Below are 22,172 nucleotides of genomic sequence, written 5' to 3' on the forward strand. Positions count from 1 at the left end.
ATAGTTTATTGTAGTTCATACATACAGGATATTTCCGACCAAGAAGACACCCACCGAAATTGAATAAGAGGAATGGTTTGCATAATGATGAGAACAAAGATGATTATCTTCAAACGCACTTTTTACGTATTGTGTATTATGTGCTTTCTGCTTTTAGTCAGCACAACAATAATACTTGCAATAGGTGGTCTCAATACAGACCAGATAAATTCTGCGGCACCAAAGCCCCCTGCTCAAAGCAGTTTTACGGGTTCATCAGAGAGCTCTGCGAATACATCGGATACACCCAAACCGCCAAGCACTCCTCCGCCCCCTCAGACAATAACAATATCAGCCGTGGGAGATATTATGCTGCATCAGGGAAATCTCAATAGTGCATATGATTCTAAAAGCAGGAGATATGACTTCAACGGCTTTTTTGAATTCGTTAAGCCGTATTTGAGTTCATCTGACCTGACAATAGCTAATTTTGAAACGGTTACAGCCGGTGCAGGTATCAAGTATAGAAGTTTTCCTCTTTTTAACTCCCCTGACAGCATACTTCCTGCTTTGTCGGGATCAGGAGTTGATATACTCTCTACGGCAAATAACCATTGTCTTGACTGGGGTATCAACGGTCTTACAAGAACTATTCAAAAAATCAGAGAATATAAAATGGTGAACATAGGAAGCTCTGTCAATGGTAAAGACAAATATGTTATTAAAGATGTAAAGGGTATTAAAATAGCTATTCTAAGCTATTCTCAGTTTTTTAACGGCCATGAAGCAAAGTTAAGCAGCAGTGATAAATCTAAATATCTTAGTATATTAAACGAATCCAAGATTCAAAATGATATAAAAGAAGTAAAGGCAAAGGGAGTTGATACAGTTATAACTGTCCTCCATTGGGGAAATGAATATATTCGTACACCAAGTACCTATCAGACAAATTTGTCCAAAAAGGTTCTGTCATGGGGAGCTGATATAATACTTGGTTCCCATCCCCACGTTATACAAAAATCGGAAATAGTAAAAGTAAACGGCAAAAATAAGTTTATTATTTATTCCATGGGTAATTTTATATCCGGCTACAGACGTACAGATAAAGCAAAACGAATTAATAAAGTTTATACCGAGGATGGAGTTATCGTCACCCTCAAACTTAATAAAGATACTAAAGGCGGCATAAATATTAAAGATGTGACTTATATACCGACATGGGTTGATATGTATTCTTCAAAGAATAAGCCTGTTTATAAAATACTTCCCGTTCCTACACCTGATGTAAAAGCTCCTTATATAAACAGCAGAAATAAGTCCTATGTAAAGCAGTCATATAATAATACCATGAGTATAATGGCAAAATTCAATAGTAAATAATAATATTTTATATAAATTTACAAATCAAATAAATTCTTATAAAATATATAATGGTATATAATGTTATAACTTAGAAAGGTAAATTCAAAACGTAATGTTAAATAATTTTTATGGTAGAGTTTTAAATGCGTTCAAGAATAAGCCATACCGAAGAGCAGTAATTGTTACGGTAATTTTAATAATTTTAAATGCATTTAAGACAACCCTTTTCAACTTTCTGATGTTGCCAAAAACCGGCGGAGGTGCGTTAGGTTATAAATTCTGGATTTCTTTACTTGTTTGTGTTATTGTTTTTTCGTTTGTTCTTAGCTTGAAGTCAAGATATGTTTTTTTAATCGTGTATATAATACAAGGGATTTATTGTTTTACTAATATATCATACTTCCTTTATTACCACAGTTACCTGCATTTTCTTCAGTGGATTTCCTTGTTTAAGGAGGCTATGATTTCAGCTTCCCACTTTGCCAACCCAATAAGCATTCAGCTGTTGGTAGTTTTTATTGATGTTCCGGTAGCTCTATATATTTTCTTCAAATGTTTCAAACGGGAAGTCAAAAGTACAAGGCTGCCTTTTTTGCGCAATGCTATTATTGGTTTATCGGCAGTAATTCTTATAGTAATTGAGATATTTAACTTTGCAAACGGCCAGTCTGTGGTACAGTTCATGGATGACAGATATTCCGGAGAAACACGGATAGTTGAAAGGTACGGTACTGTTGCAAACGGAATAGTTAATATAGTTCAAAATAACACGGAAGAAAAGCTGATTAAACAAATTAATTACGGTAAAAGCATTTCTTCCCCCAGTTCTGTAACTACTTCAAAAAGTACCTCACAGCAGCCGAATTATGTAGTAATACAAGTTGAGTCAATGGATTCAAATATTGTTAAGCAAAAATATAAAGGCTCCTATGTTATGCCTTACCTTAGCTCATTGATGGATAACAGCGTTTATTATCCGTACACCCTCAGCTATCATAAGGGTGGAGGTACATCAGACGCTGAATTTTCAGTTATAAACAGTGTTGAAACCCTTGATTCTTTCCCGGCAATCAAGCTGTCATCATACAGCTACCCCAATTCAGTTGTCTCCAAACTTGCAAAGGCCTCATATAACACTATGGCTTTTCATGGCAACGTGGGAACATTTTATAACAGAAATATAGCTTTTTCAAAAATGGGCTTTAAAAAGTTCTATGACATAAGCTCAATGAACTACGATGACGAGGGCTGGGGAGCACCGGATGACAAGGTCTTCTCATTTGCTTTTGAAAAAATTGAGAAAAGTACAACTCCTTTTTATACACATGTTATAACAATGACAAGTCACGGCCCCTTTGAAAGTGCCAGACATTATTATAATAACAAGGCTTACGACGATATAGAAAATGAAATTGTCCAGAACTATTATAATTCCTTTAGTTATGTTGATAAATCAATAAAGGATTTCGTAGAGAAGATTCAGGCAAAATACAGCAACACTTATATAGTAATTTATGGTGACCATACTCCCAATGTCAACTCACAGGATTTTGCTCAGGCTTCGTTTATAGAGGGCGACAAATATTTTGAGTTTGTTCCCATGTTTTTGCTTACACCTGACCACAAGAAGTACAAGGAAGATTCTGTTGTAGCATCCTTCCTTGACGTTTCTCCAACCATATTGGCAACATCCAAGCTGTCATATAACGTTAAAACTGATGGAAGAAGCCTGTTGGATACTGAAACCCTACCTTCAAACATACCTTTTAAGGGCGGTTCCTTTGACCGCAGCTGGTTGTATAATACAATATCTAACCATAAGTATGTGGAAGAAGAACCTTTGTGGCGAAAATACCTGCCATCCTTTATTTCTTCAAGCCTTATTGAACGACATAAATAAGTATATAAAATAACAAGAGGTAGGTTTTCCCCTACCTCTTGTTTATTATTTTACCAACGTTTTTGATTATGATTGATATGGAACCGTCAGGGTTATTTGCAAATTCTATCATATCCCTGTTGTCGTAATAGCTTAGTGGGAAATTTATCTCAATGCCTGTATCTGTCTTGATTTTATGGGTTTTAAATTTTTTCTCTGCCAATTTTTCAGGTACTGTGATAGCCTCTTCAGTAAGGCCGGCTTTTTGAATCTCCTGTATGTACTCTTCCCTGACGGCAAGATTCGTTTCAAATACCTCCTGAGCTATTTCATCCACCCGTATTTCGTTCTTTTCTTCCAGCCCTTCGGATACAACCTTCTTAAGCTTTGCTACCTTGTCAAAGTCCTCGTCATAGTATTTTTTGCTTATCTTCTGTGTTACCTTGTCAATAATTTTGAGCTTTTGGTTGTCCGACAAATCAGTTGTACAGTTAATCAGGTAATTGGACATGTAAAATTCTTTTGTACCGTTTATTTCGTAGGCTTTTTCAATGAGTTTTATTTCACCTGTTTCCAGACTGATAAGAACGGCTTCATCAACTTTTTGTCCGTCCGACGGTAAAAGTGTTTTATGCCGTATAATTGTATTTACCGCCCCTTCTTCCATCTGGCTTACGTAATGGGTAAATCCTGTTTTATAGTTCAGTTTCAATAGTCCCAGATATGGTTCATTGCTTGCAAGAAAATGACAGCATATAAGGTCCCCGGGAGCTATATCAATATTTTTAAGCATAAAATCAAAAGTCATTGCTCCAATGGCCCTGGTTACTTCCATAAAACAGCCCGAATCCTCTTTAAGTGCATTGCACATATCCCGTACTGTGTTTACTTCACCTGTAAACTGAGCATTTTTCAAATTTGTATCCTCAAAGGTTTTGGAAATATGCTTTTCTAAAAAATCTGCCAATTCTCCGCTTAGCTCAATTTCCTTATCAGAAAGTACGGGAAAGTTTACGCTGGTGTCTAAAATATGCAGGACAGCTGTGTTTATATGAATACTGTATTCCATATCAAGTAATATCTCCTTTTTTATTCGAAGTCAAAACCCGTCCTATATTATATCAAACTTTTAATACAAAAAATAATACATATTTGATATAATCTACTTTAGTGAACAGGAGGAATCTACATGTTTGGAAAATTTAAATCATCTATATACGTTATAAAAGCAAATAGTGCCTATCAAAAAGGCAATACTCAGGAGGCCATAAATTGGTTGGAAAAAGCATATAAAACCGGAAGTGCAAAACCCGGCATAGTTACCACCCTAGGCTACCTCCTTTTAAAGGAAGGGCACCTTGACGAATCATTAAAGATATTTAAGGAGCAGATTAACTCCACTTCAAAGATTAAAGATAATGACCTGTACAGTCTCAAATCCAATTACGCCCTTGCATTGTGGAAAAACGGAGAGCTTGACAGAGCCATTGCACTTTATGAAGAGATATTCCCAAATTACAAAAATACAAATGTTTATGGAAGCCTGGGATATTTGTATATCCTTAAAGGCAACCTTGAAAAAGCCCTGAAATTCAATCAAGAAGCCATGGAATACAATAATACCGGTGCGGTAATATTAGATAATCTGGGTCAAACCTACTATATGATGGGTGAATATGAAAAAGCAGATGAAATATTTAAAAAGTTAATGGCATTGTCGCCAAAGTTCCCAGAAGCATATTATGACTACGCACTGGTAATGGAGAAGCTGGGAGACAAGGATCGTTGTATAGAAAATCTTAAAAACGCTTTGAATTACAAGCCAAATTTTCTGTCAGGTGTTACAGTGGAACAGATTGAGGATAAGCTGAAGCAGGTTGAAACAGAGTAAAATAGGTTTTAAACGTAAAAAAGTTTGTAACGGTAAACCAACACAAAGGTTAACCGCAACAAACTTTTTTTAATGTCTTAGAAGCTAAATTCCAGCATGGATTTCAGAATCTTTTTATGGCCTTTTTCATTTGGATGAATACCATCTGCACAAATCTGTGAACTATAGTTCCTGCATAGTAAAAAGCTCTCCCTGATATCTATCATTTTGCAGTCCATCTGACGTGAAACCCACTCTACTGCATTGTTATAAGCTTCCTGCCAACGGTATATCCTTGCGACATCACCCAACCAGTGAAGTATATTTTCCCTATTTAAGCCTTTGGATATCCAGTTAAAATATCTTTCAGGTTCCAGAGGCGGTAAATTCATAAGTACAGGAGTTATACCTTTTTTCCTGAACATCTCCACCATATTTTGCAGGGTGTTTTTGAAGCTTTCAATAGAAGTTTTGGGCTGATGTACTAAGTCCGGATTCTCAGCTACCTCGCTCCAGTTAAAATCGCAGTCATTTCCGCCAAATTCTATTATTACAATATTTTCTTTATCGGTAATTAATTTATCTATAGAATTTGATATTCTGTTCAGGGCCTTGGTGGAGGTCATGCCGAAGTATGCATTATTCTTCACATTAAACCCTGTTATCTGGGCAAAGCTGCTTATGCTGTTATCCTTCATTACCTTATATTTGCCGTCTTTTTCATCTAGAATAACACCTTTTAAAATTGAATCTCCCCAAACAATTATATTTTTATTTGCTGAATTTGACATAGACGATACATCTCCTATTACCTGAAATTATATAACTTTAAAATTATGTATTGAATTATCAATATCCTATTATCTAGTTTTCAATACTATATTACCCATTTTAGTTCTTCTTGTCAAGGCTTTTTAATAACTATATTGTAATAAATAAACAATGTGTTATAATTAAGATAACCATTTACCAGGAGTGATATTCATTTTGGAGAATAGTAAAATCAATAATATAAAGGAAGAACTTGGCCAATTATCGGCCTCCCTTGGATCATATAAAACTGAAAATTGGAACCAATTTCCGGCAATAGACTTATATATGGATCAGGTAATAACCTATCTTGAAAGACTGCTGAACATTTTCGGTGATACTTCCGATTCCGGCAAGACAATTACCTCAAGTATGGTAAATAATTATGTAAAAGAAGGCTATCTAAAACGTCCCGTAAATAAAAAGTATGACCGGGTGCATCTTGTGTCACTTTACATTATGTCAATGCTAAAGCCGGTACTGCCAATTCCGCTTATTGCCCGTTCACTAGGTAATTTTAACAGTGAAGATGAGTACCGTAATTTTTACAGTGAACTGACCAGTCTTCAGGATCAGGCATTTAACAGTGTTTCTCAAAAGCTCCTAAACCTTATCGAGAGTATGGATGAGGACGATTATGAAAACTCTCTGCGTCTTTTTGCTTTACAGCTTTCAAGCGAAGCAAATGCTCATAGGATTGCCGCTGAGAAAATAATGTCCTTGCTGAATCAAAATGAAGCGTCAAATAAAAATGATAAGACTAAAAGCAAGTAATTATGCAATTATTTGATACAAACCTATAACCAGCAACAGCATGCCCGATATGACTGTTGCTTTTTCACCTAAAAATTTTGACGCATACCGTCTGCCTATTATTGCCCCCACAGAGATAGTTATAAGGCTGAAAACTATTACTGCTGCTGACAATACAAATGCATTTATTCCCGATACACCTGCGCCAAATCCCGTACCAATACAATTGGATGCCAGTGCTATTCCCAAAAGTATGGATTCTTTAAGTGATATGTCTCCGGAATAGTCTCTATCGGCAATACCCGGGTCATCCATTACGGCCTTTATATCGTCTATGTACTGAATACTGTTACCATGAACCTTTTTGGATTTCCTTCTGCTATTCATATATCCAATAATTGTAAATAAGCCCATTGTAATCACTATAGAACCGCCAATGGTTTTTCCAAGGTGGTCGGAAATATAGTTTGTAAGTACGTTTCCAAGAAGACTGGACAATAAGGTTGCTATACCCGAAAATAAAGCGATTGAAATATTCGACTTAAACGGTACATTTATCTTTCTTGCTCCATATGCCAGACCGATTGCCATATTGTCTAAATTCGGTGCCAGGCACAGTAAAAAAATTGATAGAATAACCCCCACGGTCTTTTCACCTCAGGATAGTATATTTTCATTTACACAGAATAGTGCATGTCTCAAAAACGTATTACTATTTGTAAATTTTATACTTTTAAGTATTTTTATGTTTTTTATGTTAAAACATATTGACAATTTTTAATTATGGATGTAATCTTATATTAAATTTAATATCTGCCCTTAAACCGTTGATGTGGAGATAACGGTGATACGTGCACTTACAGAGAGCAAGGGAAGCTGAGAGCCTTGCAGAACGCAGTACATCAAATGGACCACTGAGGGCGTAGTCAAATGGAATTTTTCTTTCCAGAGTATTCTACGACGTAACACATGCGTTATTTGTGAGAAATATGTTTGTATTTCGTAAGTGTGTAAGATTTATTTGCTTACAAAACAAGGTGGCACCGCGGGTGAATTTTAGTACACTCGTCCTTGACTATTTCAGTCAAAGGGCGGGTGTTTTTAGTTTATCAAGAAAATAAATCTTGTACGAAAAAGGAGTGGTATTATGTACAAACCAAGCTTGGAGGAAGCAAAACAACTGTCAGCAGGATATACAATTATCCCTGTTAGCTGCGAAATCTTCTCAGATATTAAAACACCAATTGCAGTACTCCAAAGCCTCAGGGCAGTAAGTAGCCGTTATTATCTTCTGGAAAGCGTTGAAAACGGTGAAAAATGGGGTCGGTACTCATTTCTGGGCTTTGATCCCGTAATTGAACTTTCCTGCAAAGACGGAAACCTTGAAATCAAGGGCGAATGTTCAAAAAAAGTTTTCACAAATGATCCAAACAGCCATATCAGAGAAATCCTGAACCAATACAGAAGTCCCAAACTCAGCTTTCTTCCGCCTTTTACAGGAGGCTTCGTAGGTTACTTTGCATATGATTATATCAAGTATTCCGAAAGAACCCTGAAGCTTGACGGAACAGACGAAGCAAATTTCAACGATGTGGATTTAATGCTTTTCGACAAGGTAATAGCCTTTGACCATTTTAAGCAAAAAGTTATTGTAATTGTAAATATAAAAACCGATAATCTTGAGGCAAATTATGAAAAAGCTCTAAAGGAAATAGAGCGTACAATAAACCTGATTAAACAGGAAGTCCCTGCTGAAAAGCCTGTCTCAAAATTATTGTCACCCTTTACCCCTAAATTCACCATCGAGCAGTACGCTGAAATTGTGGAAAAGGTTAAGCACTACATTTTTGAAGGTGATATATTTCAGGCTGTTCCATCCAACAGGCAGACGGCAGACTTTGAAGGAAGCCTTTTGGATGCCTACAGAACTTTAAGAACCACCAATCCGTCCCCATATATGTTCTTTGTAAAATTTAATGATTTAGAGATAACCGGAACCTCACCTGAAACACTTATAAAGCTGGAAAACGGTAATCTTTCAACCTTCCCTATCGCCGGAACAAGACCTCGTGGGGAAACCGAGGAAAAAGACAAAGAATTGATTGAAGGCCTTTTAAGTGATGAAAAAGAGCTTTCAGAACATAACATGCTTGTTGACCTTGGGAGGAACGATCTTGGAAGAATCAGTGAATTCGGAACAGTTGAGGTTAAGGATTATCTGAGTATAAAAAAGTTCTCCCACGTTATTCATATAGAGTCCAAAGTTACGGGCAAGCTGCGTAAGGATATGGATCAGCTTGATGCCATAACTGCTATCCTCCCTGCCGGAACGCTTTCAGGAGCACCCAAAATCCGTGCCTGTCAGATAATAAATGAAGTTGAGGGGCATAGGCGCGGGATTTACGGCGGTACAATAGGATACATTGATTTTACCGGAAATATGGACACCTGCATTGCAATAAGAACAGCCATTCTCAAGGATAAGAAAGTATATGTCCAATCCGGAGGAGGCATCGTTGCAGACAGTGTTCCCGAAACGGAATATATGGAGACAGTAAATAAGGCAAGAGCCGTAATAAGTGCTATAGAGATGTCCGAAAGGGGGATTGACTAATGATTTTATTAATTGATAATTATGACAGCTTTTCTTATAACCTTTATCAGCTTATAGGTACTATAAACAGTGATATAAGAGTCGTCAGAAATGATGAAATTACCATTTTAGAAATAGAAGCTTTAAATCCTTCCCATATTATCCTTTCCCCCGGGCCGGGTCGCCCCTCAGATGCAGGTATATGCGAAGAAGTAATAAGGCACTTCCATAAAGTAAAGCCGATTTTAGGGGTATGCCTTGGGCATCAGGCAATCTGTGAGACCTTTGGAGCCACCGTTTCATATGCCAAAGTATTAATGCACGGTAAAAAAAGTCTCATACACATTGCAAACGGCAGTGCAGTTTTCAGAGGTCTGCCACCCATTATTGAAGGTGCAAGATATCATTCTCTATCAGCAGTGCGCAGTACTCTCCCCGATGAACTATTGGTTATAGGAGAGGACGACGGCGGTGAAGTAATGGGTATCAAGCACAGAGATTACAATGTTTACGGACTGCAATTTCATCCGGAGTCTGTTTTAACACCCAATGGTATAAAGATATTGGATAATTTTCTAAGAATAGGCGGTGAAGCAAATTGATTCAGGAAGCTATTTATCAGGTAATTAACAAGCAGAATTTGGATCTTGATAAAACAACACAGGTTATGGAGGAAATCATGGAGGGCCACGCTACAAATGCACAGATAGGCTCATTCCTCACGGCCATGAGAATGAAGGGTGAGACTATAGACGAAATAACCGCATGTGCAACTGTTATGAGGCAAAAGTGCAAACGAATTCACCCCGAAAAGGATGTTCTGGATATCGTCGGTACAGGCGGCGATGAGGCCAATACCTTCAACATCTCAACAGTCTCCTCTTTTGTTGTATCTGCTGGCGGTGTACCCGTTGCAAAGCACGGAGGACGTTCTGTTTCAAGCAAATGCGGCAGCGCAGACCTTCTGGAGGCACTGGGTATTAATATTACTTTGTCCGCCGATCAAAGTGCAGAAATACTGCAAAAAATCGGAATGTGTTTTATGTTTGCTCCAACTTATCATGCTTCTATGAAGTATGCCGCTCCCGTCCGTAAGGAACTTTCAGTGAGAACTATTTTCAATATACTGGGGCCTCTGGCAAACCCGGCAGGAGCAAACATGCAGCTTTTAGGAGTATATGATGAAAATCTCGTGGAACCTCTTGCCAGAGTCCTGCTAAATCTGGGAGTTAAGCGTGCAATGGTTGTCCACGGCCATGACGGTCTGGATGAAGTAACTCTCTGCGACACCACCACAATCTGCGAAGTCAGCAACGGCAGCATTAACAGCTTTTTCCTCTCCCCCGAACAATTAGGCTTTTCAAGGTGCACGTTAAAGGAATTGGTTGGGGGTGACCCAAAGGAAAATGCCTCAATAGCTCTGGATATTTTAAATGGAAGTAAGGGGCCTAAAAGGGATATTGTTGTATTAAACTCGGCACTATGCCTTTATATGTCATACAACCAAACTACTCTAAGGGATTGTGTTAAATTGGCTGAACAGCTTATTGACAGCGGTGCTGCAAAGGCTCAGCTGGATAAATTTATAGAGCTGTCAAACAGCTTTAACTAAGAGGTGACATGATGATACTGAATAAAATTGCTGAACATACAAAAATACGTGTTGAGAATCTAAAAAAGGAAGTGCCTTTTGATTTCGTAAAATCTGAGGCCTTAAAATTGGTAAATAAGAGTCCTTTTGCTTTTGAAAAAGCAATAAATAATGGTGAGCTTAATTTTATATGCGAGATAAAAAAAGCTTCTCCTTCAAAAGGACTTATCTCTGAAAATTTTCCTTATATTGATATAGCTAAAGATTATGAAGCTGCCGGGGCCGGAGCAATCTCGGTTTTGACGGAACCTGAATTTTTTCTTGGCAATGACCGATATTTGAAAGACGTAAAAAAAACAGTAAGTATTCCTGTTCTTAGAAAAGATTTTACTATTGACCCGTATCAGATTTATGAAGCGGCCTTAATAGGTGCAGATTGTGTATTGCTGATATGTTCCTTGCTGGATACTCATACTTTGAAAGAGTATATTAAGATTGTGGATAGCCTTGGACTGTCCTGTCTTGTGGAAGCCCACGATGAAACTGAAGTTAAAAGTGCGATTGAAGCCGGCAGCAGGATAATTGGCGTTAATAACAGGAATTTAAAAACCTTCGAAGTTGATATAACAAACAGTGTACGCCTTAGAAAACTTGTACCCTCTGATATAACTTTTGTATCGGAAAGCGGTATCCGCAATGCTCAGGATATTTCAGTACTCCGACAAATAGGGGTAAATGCCGTTCTGATTGGTGAAACCCTTATGAGAAGCGGCAATGCAGGGGCGGAACTGGAAAAGCTGCGGAGTTCTGCAAAAAACTAGGCTATTTCCCATGGGAGGGTTCTTATGTCTGTAAAAATAAAAATTTGCGGTCTTACCAGACCCCAGGATATTGAATATGTAAACGAAGCTCTTCCGGATTTTATAGGTTTTGTTTTTGCAAAAAGCAAAAGACAGGTAACTTCTGAAATTGCGGAACAGCTTAGAAAACTTCTGGATTCAAGAATAACTGTTGTGGGAGTTTTTGTAAATGAGGATATGGATAAAATAACCTTTCTATGCAAAAAGGGTATTATTGATATCGTCCAACTCCACGGAGACGAAAGTGCAGACTATATACAGTCACTGCGTCAGAAAATAAATAATCCAATTATAAAGGCTGTCAGAGTCAAGGACAGTGAATCGGTAAGAGCAGCCTGCTCCCTTCCCTGCGACTATTTGCTTCTGGATACATACTCAGGCAATGACTACGGAGGAACAGGCAAAGCATTTGACTGGGGGCTGATTTCAGAAACAACCAAACCTTTCTTTCTGGCGGGAGGAATATCAGCCGAAAATGCAGAGACAGCAATAAAAAATATAAAGCCCTACTGCTTGGATGTCAGCAGCGGAGTGGAAACAGATTCTTTTAAGGACAGAAATAAAATTTTAAATATTGTAAATTTGGTAAGGAGTGTGAAGTAAATGCTAAAAGGCAGGTATGGAAAGCATGGGGGGCAATATGTCCCTGAAATCTTAATGAACACCATAAATGAGCTCGAGGAGAGTTATAACTACTTCAAGAATGATTTTGACTTCAACAGGGAACTTGATACCTTATTAAAGGAATACGCCGGAAGACCCTCCCTTCTGTATTTTGCAAAAAAAATGACAGAGGATTTGGGTGGCGCAAAAATATATCTAAAACGTGAAGACCTGAATCACACAGGCTCCCACAAGATAAACAATGTTCTGGGGCAGGTGCTTCTGGCAAAGAAAATGGGCAAAAAGCGTGTAATAGCAGAGACAGGTGCCGGACAGCACGGCGTGGCTACTGCAACCGCTGCGGCACTTATGGGTCTGGATTGTGAAATTTTTATGGGCTTGGAGGATACTAAACGTCAGGCCTTAAATGTTTTCAGAATGGAGCTTTTGGGTGCAAAAGTTCACCCGGTTACAAGCGGAACACAAACCCTGAAAGATGCAGTTAATGAGACTTTTCGTGAGTGGGCTTCCAGAATGGAAGACACCGCTTATGTACTGGGTTCCGTTATGGGGCCTCACCCATTCCCAATGATTGTACGAGATTACCAGAGTATTATCGGTAAGGAAGTCAGGGAACAATTGCTTGAAAAAGAAGGAAGGCTTCCGGATATTGCTATGGCTTGCGTTGGTGGTGGCAGTAATGCTATGGGACTTTTTTACGATTTTATCGGGGACAAATCCGTTGAACTGATAGGTTGTGAAGCTGCCGGAAAAGGTGTAGACACTGAGTTGCATGCAGCTACAATAGCAAAAGGACAGCTTGGAATATTCCACGGTATGAAATCGTATTTCTGTCAGGACGAGTACGGGCAAATCGCTCCGGTATACTCTATCTCAGCAGGACTTGATTATCCCGGTATAGGCCCGGAACATGCGTCCCTGCACGACACAAACCGTGCCAAGTATGTTCCCGTAACTGATGCAGAGGCGGTTGCAGCCTTTGAATATCTGTCCCGAACAGAAGGTATTATTCCGGCAATTGAAAGCTCCCACGCAGTTGCTCATGCAATGAAAATTGCACCTAAAATGGGAAAAGACAAAATAATAGTCATTTGCCTGTCAGGAAGAGGAGACAAGGACGTTGCCGCTATTGCAAAATATATGGGGGTGAATATAGATGAGTAAAATCAGTAATGCGTTTAAAAATGGTAAGGCATTTATAGGCTTTCTTACAGCAGGTGACCCGTCCTTGGAAAAGACTGAGGAATTTGTTCTGGAAATGGTTAAGGCGGGTGCTGACCTTATAGAGATAGGAATTCCGTTTTCAGACCCTATTGCAGAGGGTGAGGTTATTCAAAGAGCAAACATAAGGGCATTGACAAACGGAACGACTATGGATAAAGTTTTTGAAACAGTTAAAAGGATAAGACAAAAGACTCAGGTTCCACTTGTTTTCCTAACTTATCTTAATCCTGTATTCACCTACGGTTATGACCACTTTTTCAGAGAATGTAGTGAGTATGGCGTTGACGGTGTTATAATTCCTGATATTCCATTTGAGGAAAAAGACGAACTGATGCCTTTTAGTGATAAATATAATGTTGATATCATATCATTAATCGCACCTACCTCTGAGGAACGTATTAACAAGTTAGCTTCCTGCGCAAAGGGATTTGTCTACTGTGTATCCTCAAAGGGAGTTACAGGTGTCCGCAATGAAATAAAAACAGACCTGCAGTCAATTGTATCCTCTGTCAGGTCTGCGACAAAAATTCCTGTAGCTGTGGGCTTTGGTATATCCACCTCTCAACAGGCATCAGAGATTTCTAAATATGCTGATGGGATTATTGTTGGAAGTGCTATTGTAAAAATTATCGAACAATACGGTAATGATGCTGCAACACCTCTATTTGATTATGTTAGCAACATTAAACAGTCTATAAAATAAAACAAGGTTTCATATTATTCAAGGGGTTGTTTCAAAAGAAAAAGGTTTTCTGTTTTAACACCTGTACTCCCGTATAAAGTTATATCAATGCTTGCTTCCAAGATATTTGCAAGAGTTTATAGCGGCTCATCTTTGGATATTTTACCGTCGCTCACATTCATCGTCCATGATTCATGGTTTCGCTAAAACCTACTTCGTGATAGGTTTTCCGGTAAAATATCCATCTTCGCCTATAAACATCTGCAAATATCTTTAACCAAGCTTTCATTGATACAATTTATACTCACGCACAGGTTAATAAAAAACTAATTTGCAACAGCCTCCTCCTTATTTTTCACAGACTGCTATCATGTTGTATGCCGTTCTCTTTATTCCTTTTTCCACCTTATAATTCTCTACTGAGTAAAATTCTACCGAATCAAATACCTTGTTCAGTATTGTACTGAATTCTTCAAATTCATACTCTTTTATATGAAAAGGATTATGAACATTTCTTCTCATTGCCTTGTTTGGTGTAGATATAATGAATTTCCCCGATTTCTTCAAAACCCTGTATGCTTCTTCTACGTGCTTAACTGTCATATCAACTGTTAGATGTTCAAATACTTCAAATGAAACATACACATCAAATTCCCCGGCATGATAAGGCAGGCAGGTAACATCCCCCGTATTCCAGTGTACGTTTGACTGTCTGTATGCCTGCTTTGCAAATCTTATATTATCATCTGCTATATCTATTGCCTCTACACTGTTGCATACCTTTGATAAATATGCAGCGCCATAACCAAAGCCACACGGGGCTTCCAGTACCCTGCTTTCATTACTCATGAAGCCGGAAGCAAAGGTATATCTCTCGGCTATTTTAAGATACACATTCAATGGAAGAAATTGTGAAGCCGGTATCCCTCTTTCCCACATATAGGCAAGATAATTCTGCTCTACCTCTGCCTTGATTTTCAGGTCTGATATAAAGCCAGCAATATTGTTCTTATATACAGCGTCTTTTTTTAAAATATTACTTGTTATTGATAGGATTTCATCAGAGTTTTTGCTGTTTTTAATCTGCTGGGGAAGTGCATACACTTTGTTGTACAAGTCATACCAAATATTATTTATAATTAACTTTTTATCCTGACTGTTATTTAAGATAAACTCTATTAATTCATATCTGTTAAATTTCTCCCTTTTTCCTATTATTACTTTGGCAGTAGTAAAATCAAAAGTGTCAAAATTATTAGTCTCATAGGAGATAAACTCATTCATCTTGTCATGTATATATTCAAAGGTCGGATTATAATCCTTTTCAAGAAGCCTAAGAATATCCGCTTTCCCTGAAAATTTATGCCATAATTTTTGATTTTGTTTTATTTGCTTTTCAATCAGGGCAATTCGCTCTCTAATACTGTCCGTATCATATATTTCCTCCAGCTTAATACTTATTTTGCAAGGGTTTGTTTTCTTTTTTATAATAAGGAGCTTTTCTGTCAGTCCCATATTCTTAGTGCATGTCAGCTGTCTATCTTTTAGCATCAGGTACTCCCCTACAATATTCTTCTCATCGTTACTCAATTCACTGTCCTTAAAAATTTCAGGAAGGGTATTAAACAGTTGCATAGCTGCTTCTCCGCCTTTTCCCGCCAAATCCTTGTCAAATGGGTAATTCATAAAGTACGAAACCGGAAGCATTTCCACCAATTCCAAACCGTAAGCTTCTAAAATATTTTCTACGTAGTCCCTATCTCTTATTACCATATGAGGTGACTTGCTTTTTACCTGCAAAACACTTATTGGGTCAAGTATTATACAAAATCCGTTAGTGTCCAGATGAATTGAGATATTTTCCAATACTCTTTTATATCGTGTTTCATCTGTTAAATGAAGCAATACATCAGCAGCAAATATTAAATCATATTTTCCACTATAGTACGTTTGATCGCTTATATCACCATTTTTGAATAAATACCCCGGGTATGCTTTACTTAATTCCGAGACCGACTTTTCTGAAATGTCGACAGCTTTATATCCAGCCACTTTATTATTATGGAAAAGTTTTGTGAAAATCCCGGTTCCGGGGCCTAGTTCTAAAACTCTTTTACTGTTCATATTATCAAATAATTTATTTACTATTGCATCCAGCAAATTAATTCTGTTCTTGTAAAGAAATTGGTTATATATCTCACCTAATCCCATAAACCCTACACCTTCAATATCGAATTTTGAATTCAGTCTTTTAATCCAATAATTTTTATAATCGAAGCCTGTAATGTGTTTATTTCTGGCTGAAATATCCTCCAGCAACGATATTATGGATTTTAGCTGCATATCCAGTGAGTAATTATCAGCAACAAAATTTCTGTATTCATCAGAATCATATTCATTATCTTTAATTTTCAAAGTAGCCTCATTAACCGTATTCCACAAATATTTGTGAGGATAAATCTCTGATGCACCTACAAAATTGTGTATAACCGGCTTTATACCTTTAGCCATTGCCTGCATTACACTCATATTCTGCGATTCCAGTACGCTTGTGCACAATATGTAATTTTTATCCTCCAACCATTTATCCAGATTCTTTTGCCAACCTTCAAAGTAATAGTTTTTTTCTAATCCCAACTCAGTTACCATCTGTTTGAAATACAGTGAGTATCTGGGGTCTTGAAACTGACCTGCGATGTAAAAATTATATCGGTTATCACAGTCGTATAGTGCTTTAAAGACCTGCAAAAGCAACATTGGCCCTTTTTTGTAATTAATATATCCCGCATAGGCAACATTAAATCCTGAGTTTCTATTTGCAAAGTTGAACTGTGATAAGTCTACTCCGTTTGGTATTACTGTAGTAATTTTTTCATCTATTCCAAAAGTGTTAATTGCATATTTACGTATTGTTTCTGATACGAATATGAGACTGTCAACACAATCCCAATTAACCCTTGCCGGATAATTTGTAAATGCCTCATAGCTGTGCAGTCTGCAAATTATTTTTTTTTCTTTTGCAATATTAAGTCTAGTGGCATATACCAAAAGTTCATCACACCATTCAAACCAGCAAATATCAGCCCAGTTCATCCATTCTTCCAACTTTTCCATATGCAACATATTGATAGTTATTTTCTGAATGTCATAATACGCTGATAGTTTATTAGCTATATCCCCGATGAATTTGTCATCACCCTTTGAAAATAAAGCTAGTTTTATATTTTTGTCTCCCATGATAACCCCAAGCATAATAAATGTATCTGTTACTATTTATATGCTGCATATATGTTACACATAACGTCACTTTTTAATGTTTTTTGTTAACATAAGGAACAAATTGTGCTATACACCCATATACTGTATCGTAGCATACTAAATATTTAGAGTATGTCTATCACCAAAAACTTTCAAGGAGGTGACAAATTAAAAATGGCTACTAATATTATTATAAATGGCGGTTTTGAAACAGGAACTTTTCCTCCCTGGAATTCGTTCAATGCAATAGTAACTTCCGCCTTCAGCCATTCAGGTACTTTTTCTGCTGAATTACTTGATGGAGGTGTAACCTCAACTATTTATCAGATAATTGAAGCAGATTTTACTGAGCCTTACGAATTCTCCGCTTTCCTCGCAAAAGTAGGAGCATTGCCAAATCCACTTACTACTATTACAATAGCTTATTTTGATGCTAACTTTAATTATCTGGGACTTGGTCTCGTTATCAGTATTCCACCCGGTACCCTTCCTGATGCTACGCTGAATAACTGGCAGGAATTCACGGGTACAACTACGCCTGCACCGGCTGGAACCGTGTATGCGATTGTATCTATAAGTAAGCAGGCCGAACCAAATACAGCTAATGTAGTTGTTGATGATGTATCTTTGACATCATCATCCGGACCTACTGGACCTACCGGACCTACTGGACCGACTGGACCGACCGGGCCTACTGGGGCAACTGGAGCTACTGGTGCTACTGGCGCTACTGGAGCTACTGGCGCTACTGGAGCCACTGGCGCTACTGGTGCTACTGGAGCCACTGGAGCAACTGGCGCTACTGGCGTAACGGGTGCCACCGGAGCTACTGGCGCTACTGGTGCTACTGGCGCAACTGGCGCTACTGGGGCAACTGGAGCTACTGGTGCTACTGGAGCAACTGGTGCTACTGGTGCAACTGGCGCAACTGGAGCCACCGGAGCAACTGGAGCAACTGGCGCTACTGGAGCCACCGGAGCAACTGGAGCCACTGGGGCAACTGGAGCTACTGGTGCTACTGGAGCAACTGGTGCTACTGGTGCAACTGGCACAACTGGAGCCACCGGAGCAACTGGAGCAACTGGCGCTACTGGAGCCACCGGAGCAACTGGAGCCACTGGCGCTACTGGGGCTACTGGCGCTACTGGTGCTACCGGAGCAACCGGAGCCACCGGAGCCACTGGCGCAACTGGCGCAACTGGCGCAACTGGCGCTACTGGCGCTACTGGCGCTACTGGCGCTACTGGCGTAACGGGTGCCACCGGAGCTACTGGTGCTACCGGAGCTACTGGCGTAACCGGAGCCACTGGTGCTACCGGAGCCACTGGTGCTACCGGAGCCACTGGAGCTACTGGCGCTACTGGGGCAACTGGAGCCACCGGAGCAACCGGAGCAACCGGAGCTACTGGCGCTACTGGCCCAACTGGAGCTACTGGCGTAACGGGTGCCACCGGAGCTACTGGCGCTACTGGTGCTACCGGAGCTACTGGCGCTACTGGCGCAACTGGCGCAACTGGCGCAACTGGCGCAACTGGTGCAACTGGAGCAACCGGAGCAACCGGAGCCACTGGCGCTACTGGTGCTACTGGAGCAACTGGAGCTACTGGCGCAACTGGCGCAACTGGAGCAACTGGCGCTACTGGAGCCACTGGAGCCACCGGAGCTACTGGTACTACTGGTGCTACTGGCGCAACCGGAGCCACTGGTGCCACTGGTGCAACCGGGGCTACCGGCGCTACCGGCGCTACTGGCGTAACGGGTGCAACCGGAGCAACTGGTGCTACTGGTACAACCGGAGCTACTGGCGCTACTGGCGCTACTGGTGCCACTGGAGCCACTGGCGCAACTGGACCGACTGGACCGACTGGACCGACCGGGCCTACTGGGGCAACTGGAGCTACTGGTGCTACTGGCGCTACTGGTGCTACTGGCGCAACTGGCGCTACTGGCGTAACGGGTGCCACCGGAGCTACTGGCGCTACTGGCCCAACCGGACCGGCACCAACTTTATTCTTTAATGAATCGCCTGGTCCGGTATCAGTTTTACCGGCAGGTACAGAAATAACGTTGGTATCGGTAACAGTTCCGGTTACAATTGGAGAAGAAATTAAAGTTGACTATACCACAACTATAAATGCAACTGCAGCAGCTTTAGGAGTTTTCGACTTTGAAATCAGATTGTACAGAAATTCTACACTGATTGATACCAGGACATTCAGCAATTCTGTTGTCCAGGTTGGAACTCAATCTATGCAATTGGCAAGTACACAAGTGGATACTGAGTCAGCTACAGGTAACAACACTTATTCTGTAAGAGTTTTTGTAACAACAGCTACGTTAATTACTGCAGCTACAGCAGACAATAGTGATATTAATGCGATTGTATTCCCATAGTATTGTATTTTTACATTAGGATACCTCTTAGGGTATCCTAATGTTTTACCTATTACACCATAAAATAAATAAACAATATATTTGTTAATCTGAATATAATATTATAACTGTACATTAGAAAGGATTGGAAAATGATAAGTATCAGTCTGTGTATGATTGTAAAGAATGAGGAAGAAACTCTTGCACGTTGTTTGGACACAGTAAAGGAGATAGTGGATGAGATTAACATTGTTGACACGGGTTCAACTGATAAGACAAAGGAAATAGCCTCCAGATATACCGACCGTGTTTTTGATTTTCCCTGGACTAACAGCTTTGCGGATGCTCGGAATGAATCATACAAGTATGCTACAAAGGACTATATCCTATACCTGGATGCAGATGATGTGCTATTAGAGGCTGATCAGGTTAAATTTAAAGAGTTAAAGGAAAGCCTCGACCCATCCGTAGAATCAGTATCAATGTATTATGATGCTGGAACGGATGAATTTGGTAATGTTACTTTAAGATATAGACGTAACCGTCTTGTTAAAAGAGAGAAAAATTTTCGATGGTATGGAGATTGCCACAACTATATAGAAGTCAGCGGAAAAATTATTAATTCAGAAGTAGCCATCACTCATAAAAAGATACGTCATTCAGTTGGGCGTACCGTGTCCATATTTGAAACAAAAAAACAGCGTGGGGATGCCTTTAGTGCCAGAGACTACTTCTATTACGGAAATGAATTAAGAGAAAATGGTCGTTATCAGGAAGCGATAGATAGTTATAATCAAAACCTTGCTTTGAAAGAGGGTTGGGTTGAAGACAAGATTTTTTCCTGTATATTCAAGGGGGACTGTTATCGGTATTTAAATGACAAAGAGAATGAGCTAACGGCTTTATTCCAATCATTTCAATTTGCACCTCCAAGGGCAGAGGCCTGCTGCCGTATAGGGTATAATTTTCATCGTAACCGTCAGTATAAAACAGCTATTTTCTGGTATGAGCTTGCAACACAGCAAGTTCCTGATCCCGACAGGTGGAGCTTTATATATATGGCATATTACACCTGGTATCCACATTTACAGCTATGCGTATGTTACTACAATACAGGCGATATGCAAAAGGCCTATGAACATAATGAAATCGCTGCAGGGTACAGGCCGTCAGACTCCAGCGTTTTGTACAACAAAGAACTGTTTGCAAAAATGATAGAAGAAGGCAGGATCAAGCCATAAACAAAACAGCTGTTGCCCGTACTGCAACAGCTGTTTTGTTATATTAGTTAATATGGTCTATTTTTATGGGAGTTTATTACCTGCCGCCAAATATATCTCATACCACTCCTGTCTGGTAAGCTCGATTGTCGATGCCTTGCAAATATCCTTGAGACGGGATACATTGGTTGTGCCCACAATTGGCTGCATTTTAGCAGGGTGTCTCAAAAGCCATGCAATAGCTATTGCTGTATTTGCAACACCTTTTTCCTGTGCCAGTTCATCTATTTTTTTATTGAGTTCAGGGAATTTAGCATTATTGAGAAATACCCCCTCGAAAAAACCGTACTGGAAAGGTGACCATGGCTGGATTGTAATGTCATTTAACCTGCAATAGTCCAATATGCTTCCGTCTCTGTCAATAGAACCTTCGACTTTCATATTTACATTGATTCCTGCGTCTATCATTCCGGTATTTGTAATACTAAGCTGTAACTGATTTATAATTAGTTTCTGATTAAGGTATTTTTTCAGCAGCTCAATCTGCATTGGGTTCTGATTGCTTACTCCAAAATTTCTTACCTTTCCGTTACTTTGAAGAATTGAAAAGGCCTCAGCAACTTCTTCCGGTTCAACAAGTGCATCCGGACGGTGCAGCAGCAGAACATCTATATAATCGGTCTGCAAACGTTTAAGGCTTCCGTCAACAGTTTCTAAAATATGCTCTTTTGAAAAATCATAATACCCTTGTCTTATCCCGCATTTTGTCTGAATTACGAACTTTTCCCTTATGCTTGGACGCATATCAACTGCCTGTGCAAATACTTCTTCTGATTTTCCGCCGCCGTAGATATCAGCATGGTCAAAAAAATCTATTCCCTCTTCCAAAGCAGTATTAATAAGGTTGGCTGCATCATTTTTAGACATCTCACTTATCCTCATACAGCCTAAAGAAATTTCAGAAGAAGTAAGTGCTCCGTTTCCAATGCTAATTCGTCTCATAAAATCATCCTCCTGATATATTAAAACAATAACTGAATTCTACACCTTAAAGTAAACTTTAAGTCAATACTACTATTGTGTACAAAAAATAG

The 22,172-nt window shown here is 39.2% G+C and carries 18 protein-coding genes; 13 read left to right on the top strand and 5 right to left on the bottom strand.

Going from position 1 to position 22,172, the window contains the following annotated elements:
* Positions 1 to 84 precede the first annotated feature (84 nt).
* Together CLO1100_RS18650 and CLO1100_RS18655 are read left to right on the top strand one after the other, a co-directional pair.
* Entirely contained in the window at positions 85 to 1,359 is a 1,275-nt protein-coding gene (locus CLO1100_RS18650) for a CapA family protein (protein WP_014315327.1), read from the top strand.
* Between the two features lie 442 nt (positions 1,360 to 1,801).
* Positions 1,802 to 3,241, top strand: coding sequence for an LTA synthase family protein (locus CLO1100_RS18655; protein ID WP_242836629.1), 1,440 nt, complete (start codon positions 1,802 to 1,804; stop codon positions 3,239 to 3,241).
* Positions 3,242 to 3,272: 31 nt separating this feature from the next.
* Here CLO1100_RS18655 and CLO1100_RS18660 read toward each other — a convergent pair whose 3' ends face one another.
* Positions 3,273 to 4,289 carry a nucleoid-associated protein gene (locus tag CLO1100_RS18660; RefSeq protein WP_014315329.1) on the bottom strand — a complete coding sequence of 339 codons (1,017 nt, stop codon included), beginning with the start codon at positions 4,287 to 4,289 and terminating at the stop codon, positions 3,273 to 3,275.
* 120 nt (positions 4,290 to 4,409) lie between these two features.
* Here CLO1100_RS18660 and CLO1100_RS18665 point away from each other — a divergent pair, with 120 nt between their 5' ends.
* Complete coding sequence (locus tag CLO1100_RS18665) at positions 4,410 to 5,111, top strand: tetratricopeptide repeat protein (RefSeq protein WP_014315330.1); 702 nt, start codon at positions 4,410 to 4,412, stop codon at positions 5,109 to 5,111.
* Positions 5,112 to 5,188: 77 nt separating this feature from the next.
* Here CLO1100_RS18665 and CLO1100_RS18670 read toward each other — a convergent pair whose 3' ends face one another.
* The gene (locus CLO1100_RS18670; protein ID WP_014315331.1) at positions 5,189 to 5,881 is read right to left on the bottom strand and encodes an SGNH/GDSL hydrolase family protein; all 693 of its coding nucleotides are present in this window, start codon (positions 5,879 to 5,881) and stop codon (positions 5,189 to 5,191) included.
* A 196-nt stretch (positions 5,882 to 6,077) separates the two neighbouring features.
* Between CLO1100_RS18670 and CLO1100_RS18675 the strand changes: the two genes are divergently transcribed.
* Positions 6,078 to 6,674, top strand: coding sequence for a DUF1836 domain-containing protein (locus tag CLO1100_RS18675; protein WP_014315332.1), 597 nt, complete (start codon positions 6,078 to 6,080; stop codon positions 6,672 to 6,674).
* Here CLO1100_RS18675 and ytaF read toward each other — a convergent pair whose 3' ends face one another.
* Entirely contained in the window at positions 6,675 to 7,298 is a 624-nt protein-coding gene (gene ytaF / locus CLO1100_RS18680; protein ID WP_014315333.1) for a sporulation membrane protein YtaF, read from the bottom strand.
* 502 nt (positions 7,299 to 7,800) lie between these two features.
* Between ytaF and trpE the strand changes: the two genes are divergently transcribed.
* Genes trpE through trpA form a run of 7 tightly spaced genes read left to right on the top strand, consistent with a single transcriptional unit; the run spans position 7,801 to position 14,248 of the window.
* On the top strand, positions 7,801 to 9,267 hold the full coding sequence (gene trpE / locus CLO1100_RS18685) for an anthranilate synthase component I (RefSeq protein ID WP_014315334.1): 1,467 nt from the start codon (positions 7,801 to 7,803) through the stop codon (positions 9,265 to 9,267).
* The gene (locus CLO1100_RS18690) at positions 9,267 to 9,848 is read left to right on the top strand and encodes an aminodeoxychorismate/anthranilate synthase component II (RefSeq protein ID WP_014315335.1); all 582 of its coding nucleotides are present in this window, start codon (positions 9,267 to 9,269) and stop codon (positions 9,846 to 9,848) included. The genes trpE and CLO1100_RS18690 overlap by 1 nt, the downstream gene beginning before the upstream one ends.
* The gene (gene trpD / locus CLO1100_RS18695) at positions 9,845 to 10,858 is read left to right on the top strand and encodes an anthranilate phosphoribosyltransferase (RefSeq protein WP_014315336.1); all 1,014 of its coding nucleotides are present in this window, start codon (positions 9,845 to 9,847) and stop codon (positions 10,856 to 10,858) included. The genes CLO1100_RS18690 and trpD overlap by 4 nt, the downstream gene beginning before the upstream one ends.
* Before the next feature lie 11 nt (positions 10,859 to 10,869).
* Positions 10,870 to 11,658, top strand: coding sequence for an indole-3-glycerol phosphate synthase TrpC (gene trpC, locus CLO1100_RS18700; protein ID WP_014315337.1), 789 nt, complete (start codon positions 10,870 to 10,872; stop codon positions 11,656 to 11,658).
* A 24-nt stretch (positions 11,659 to 11,682) separates the two neighbouring features.
* Positions 11,683 to 12,300 carry a phosphoribosylanthranilate isomerase gene (locus CLO1100_RS18705; protein ID WP_014315338.1) on the top strand — a complete coding sequence of 206 codons (618 nt, stop codon included), beginning with the start codon at positions 11,683 to 11,685 and terminating at the stop codon, positions 12,298 to 12,300.
* Complete coding sequence (gene trpB / locus CLO1100_RS18710) at positions 12,301 to 13,485, top strand: tryptophan synthase subunit beta (RefSeq protein WP_014315339.1); 1,185 nt, start codon at positions 12,301 to 12,303, stop codon at positions 13,483 to 13,485.
* On the top strand, positions 13,478 to 14,248 hold the full coding sequence (gene trpA / locus CLO1100_RS18715) for a tryptophan synthase subunit alpha (protein ID WP_014315340.1): 771 nt from the start codon (positions 13,478 to 13,480) through the stop codon (positions 14,246 to 14,248). Before trpB ends, trpA begins: the two co-directional genes overlap by 8 nt.
* A 327-nt stretch (positions 14,249 to 14,575) precedes the next feature.
* Here trpA and CLO1100_RS18720 read toward each other — a convergent pair whose 3' ends face one another.
* Positions 14,576 to 17,464 carry a methyltransferase domain-containing protein gene (locus CLO1100_RS18720; RefSeq protein WP_041700334.1) on the bottom strand — a complete coding sequence of 963 codons (2,889 nt, stop codon included), beginning with the start codon at positions 17,462 to 17,464 and terminating at the stop codon, positions 14,576 to 14,578.
* A 195-nt stretch (positions 17,465 to 17,659) separates the two neighbouring features.
* On the opposite strand from CLO1100_RS18720, the gene CLO1100_RS18725 reads away from it, so the two are divergent.
* Both CLO1100_RS18725 and CLO1100_RS18730 read left to right on the top strand, forming a co-directional pair.
* Positions 17,660 to 19,879, top strand: coding sequence for an NTTRR-F1 domain (locus CLO1100_RS18725; protein WP_014315342.1), 2,220 nt, complete (start codon positions 17,660 to 17,662; stop codon positions 19,877 to 19,879).
* 131 nt (positions 19,880 to 20,010) lie between these two features.
* Positions 20,011 to 21,099 carry a glycosyltransferase gene (locus CLO1100_RS18730; RefSeq protein ID WP_014315343.1) on the top strand — a complete coding sequence of 363 codons (1,089 nt, stop codon included), beginning with the start codon at positions 20,011 to 20,013 and terminating at the stop codon, positions 21,097 to 21,099.
* Between the two features lie 63 nt (positions 21,100 to 21,162).
* On the opposite strand, the gene CLO1100_RS18735 is transcribed toward CLO1100_RS18730, so the two are convergent.
* On the bottom strand, positions 21,163 to 22,080 hold the full coding sequence (locus CLO1100_RS18735) for an aldo/keto reductase family oxidoreductase (protein ID WP_014315344.1): 918 nt from the start codon (positions 22,078 to 22,080) through the stop codon (positions 21,163 to 21,165).
* Between the last annotated feature and the right edge of the window lie 92 nt (positions 22,081 to 22,172).

It is taken from the genome of Clostridium sp. BNL1100, from assembly GCF_000244875.1.
Classification (GTDB): Bacteria; Bacillota; Clostridia; order Acetivibrionales; family DSM-1351; genus Ruminiclostridium.

Coding starts and splice junctions, on each gene's coding strand:
- CLO1100_RS18655 (WP_242836629.1), top strand. CDS start 1,802: ATGATTTCAGCTTCCCACTTTGCCAACCCAATAAGCATTCAGCTGTTG.
- CLO1100_RS18705 (WP_014315338.1), top strand. CDS start 11,683: ATGTCTGTAAAAATAAAAATTTGCGGTCTTACCAGACCCCAGGATATT.
- CLO1100_RS18690 (WP_014315335.1), top strand. CDS start 9,267: ATGATTTTATTAATTGATAATTATGACAGCTTTTCTTATAACCTTTAT.
- CLO1100_RS18670 (WP_014315331.1), bottom strand. CDS start 5,881: ATGTCAAATTCAGCAAATAAAAATATAATTGTTTGGGGAGATTCAATT.
- CLO1100_RS18650 (WP_014315327.1), top strand. CDS start 85: ATGATGAGAACAAAGATGATTATCTTCAAACGCACTTTTTACGTATTG.
- trpC (WP_014315337.1), top strand. CDS start 10,870: ATGATACTGAATAAAATTGCTGAACATACAAAAATACGTGTTGAGAAT.
- CLO1100_RS18665 (WP_014315330.1), top strand. CDS start 4,410: ATGTTTGGAAAATTTAAATCATCTATATACGTTATAAAAGCAAATAGT.
- trpB (WP_014315339.1), top strand. CDS start 12,301: ATGCTAAAAGGCAGGTATGGAAAGCATGGGGGGCAATATGTCCCTGAA.
- trpE (WP_014315334.1), top strand. CDS start 7,801: ATGTACAAACCAAGCTTGGAGGAAGCAAAACAACTGTCAGCAGGATAT.
- CLO1100_RS18730 (WP_014315343.1), top strand. CDS start 20,011: ATGATAAGTATCAGTCTGTGTATGATTGTAAAGAATGAGGAAGAAACT.
- CLO1100_RS18660 (WP_014315329.1), bottom strand. CDS start 4,289: ATGGAATACAGTATTCATATAAACACAGCTGTCCTGCATATTTTAGAC.
- CLO1100_RS18725 (WP_014315342.1), top strand. CDS start 17,660: ATGGCTACTAATATTATTATAAATGGCGGTTTTGAAACAGGAACTTTT.
- trpA (WP_014315340.1), top strand. CDS start 13,478: ATGAGTAAAATCAGTAATGCGTTTAAAAATGGTAAGGCATTTATAGGC.
- CLO1100_RS18720 (WP_041700334.1), bottom strand. CDS start 17,464: ATGGGAGACAAAAATATAAAACTAGCTTTATTTTCAAAGGGTGATGAC.
- CLO1100_RS18735 (WP_014315344.1), bottom strand. CDS start 22,080: ATGAGACGAATTAGCATTGGAAACGGAGCACTTACTTCTTCTGAAATT.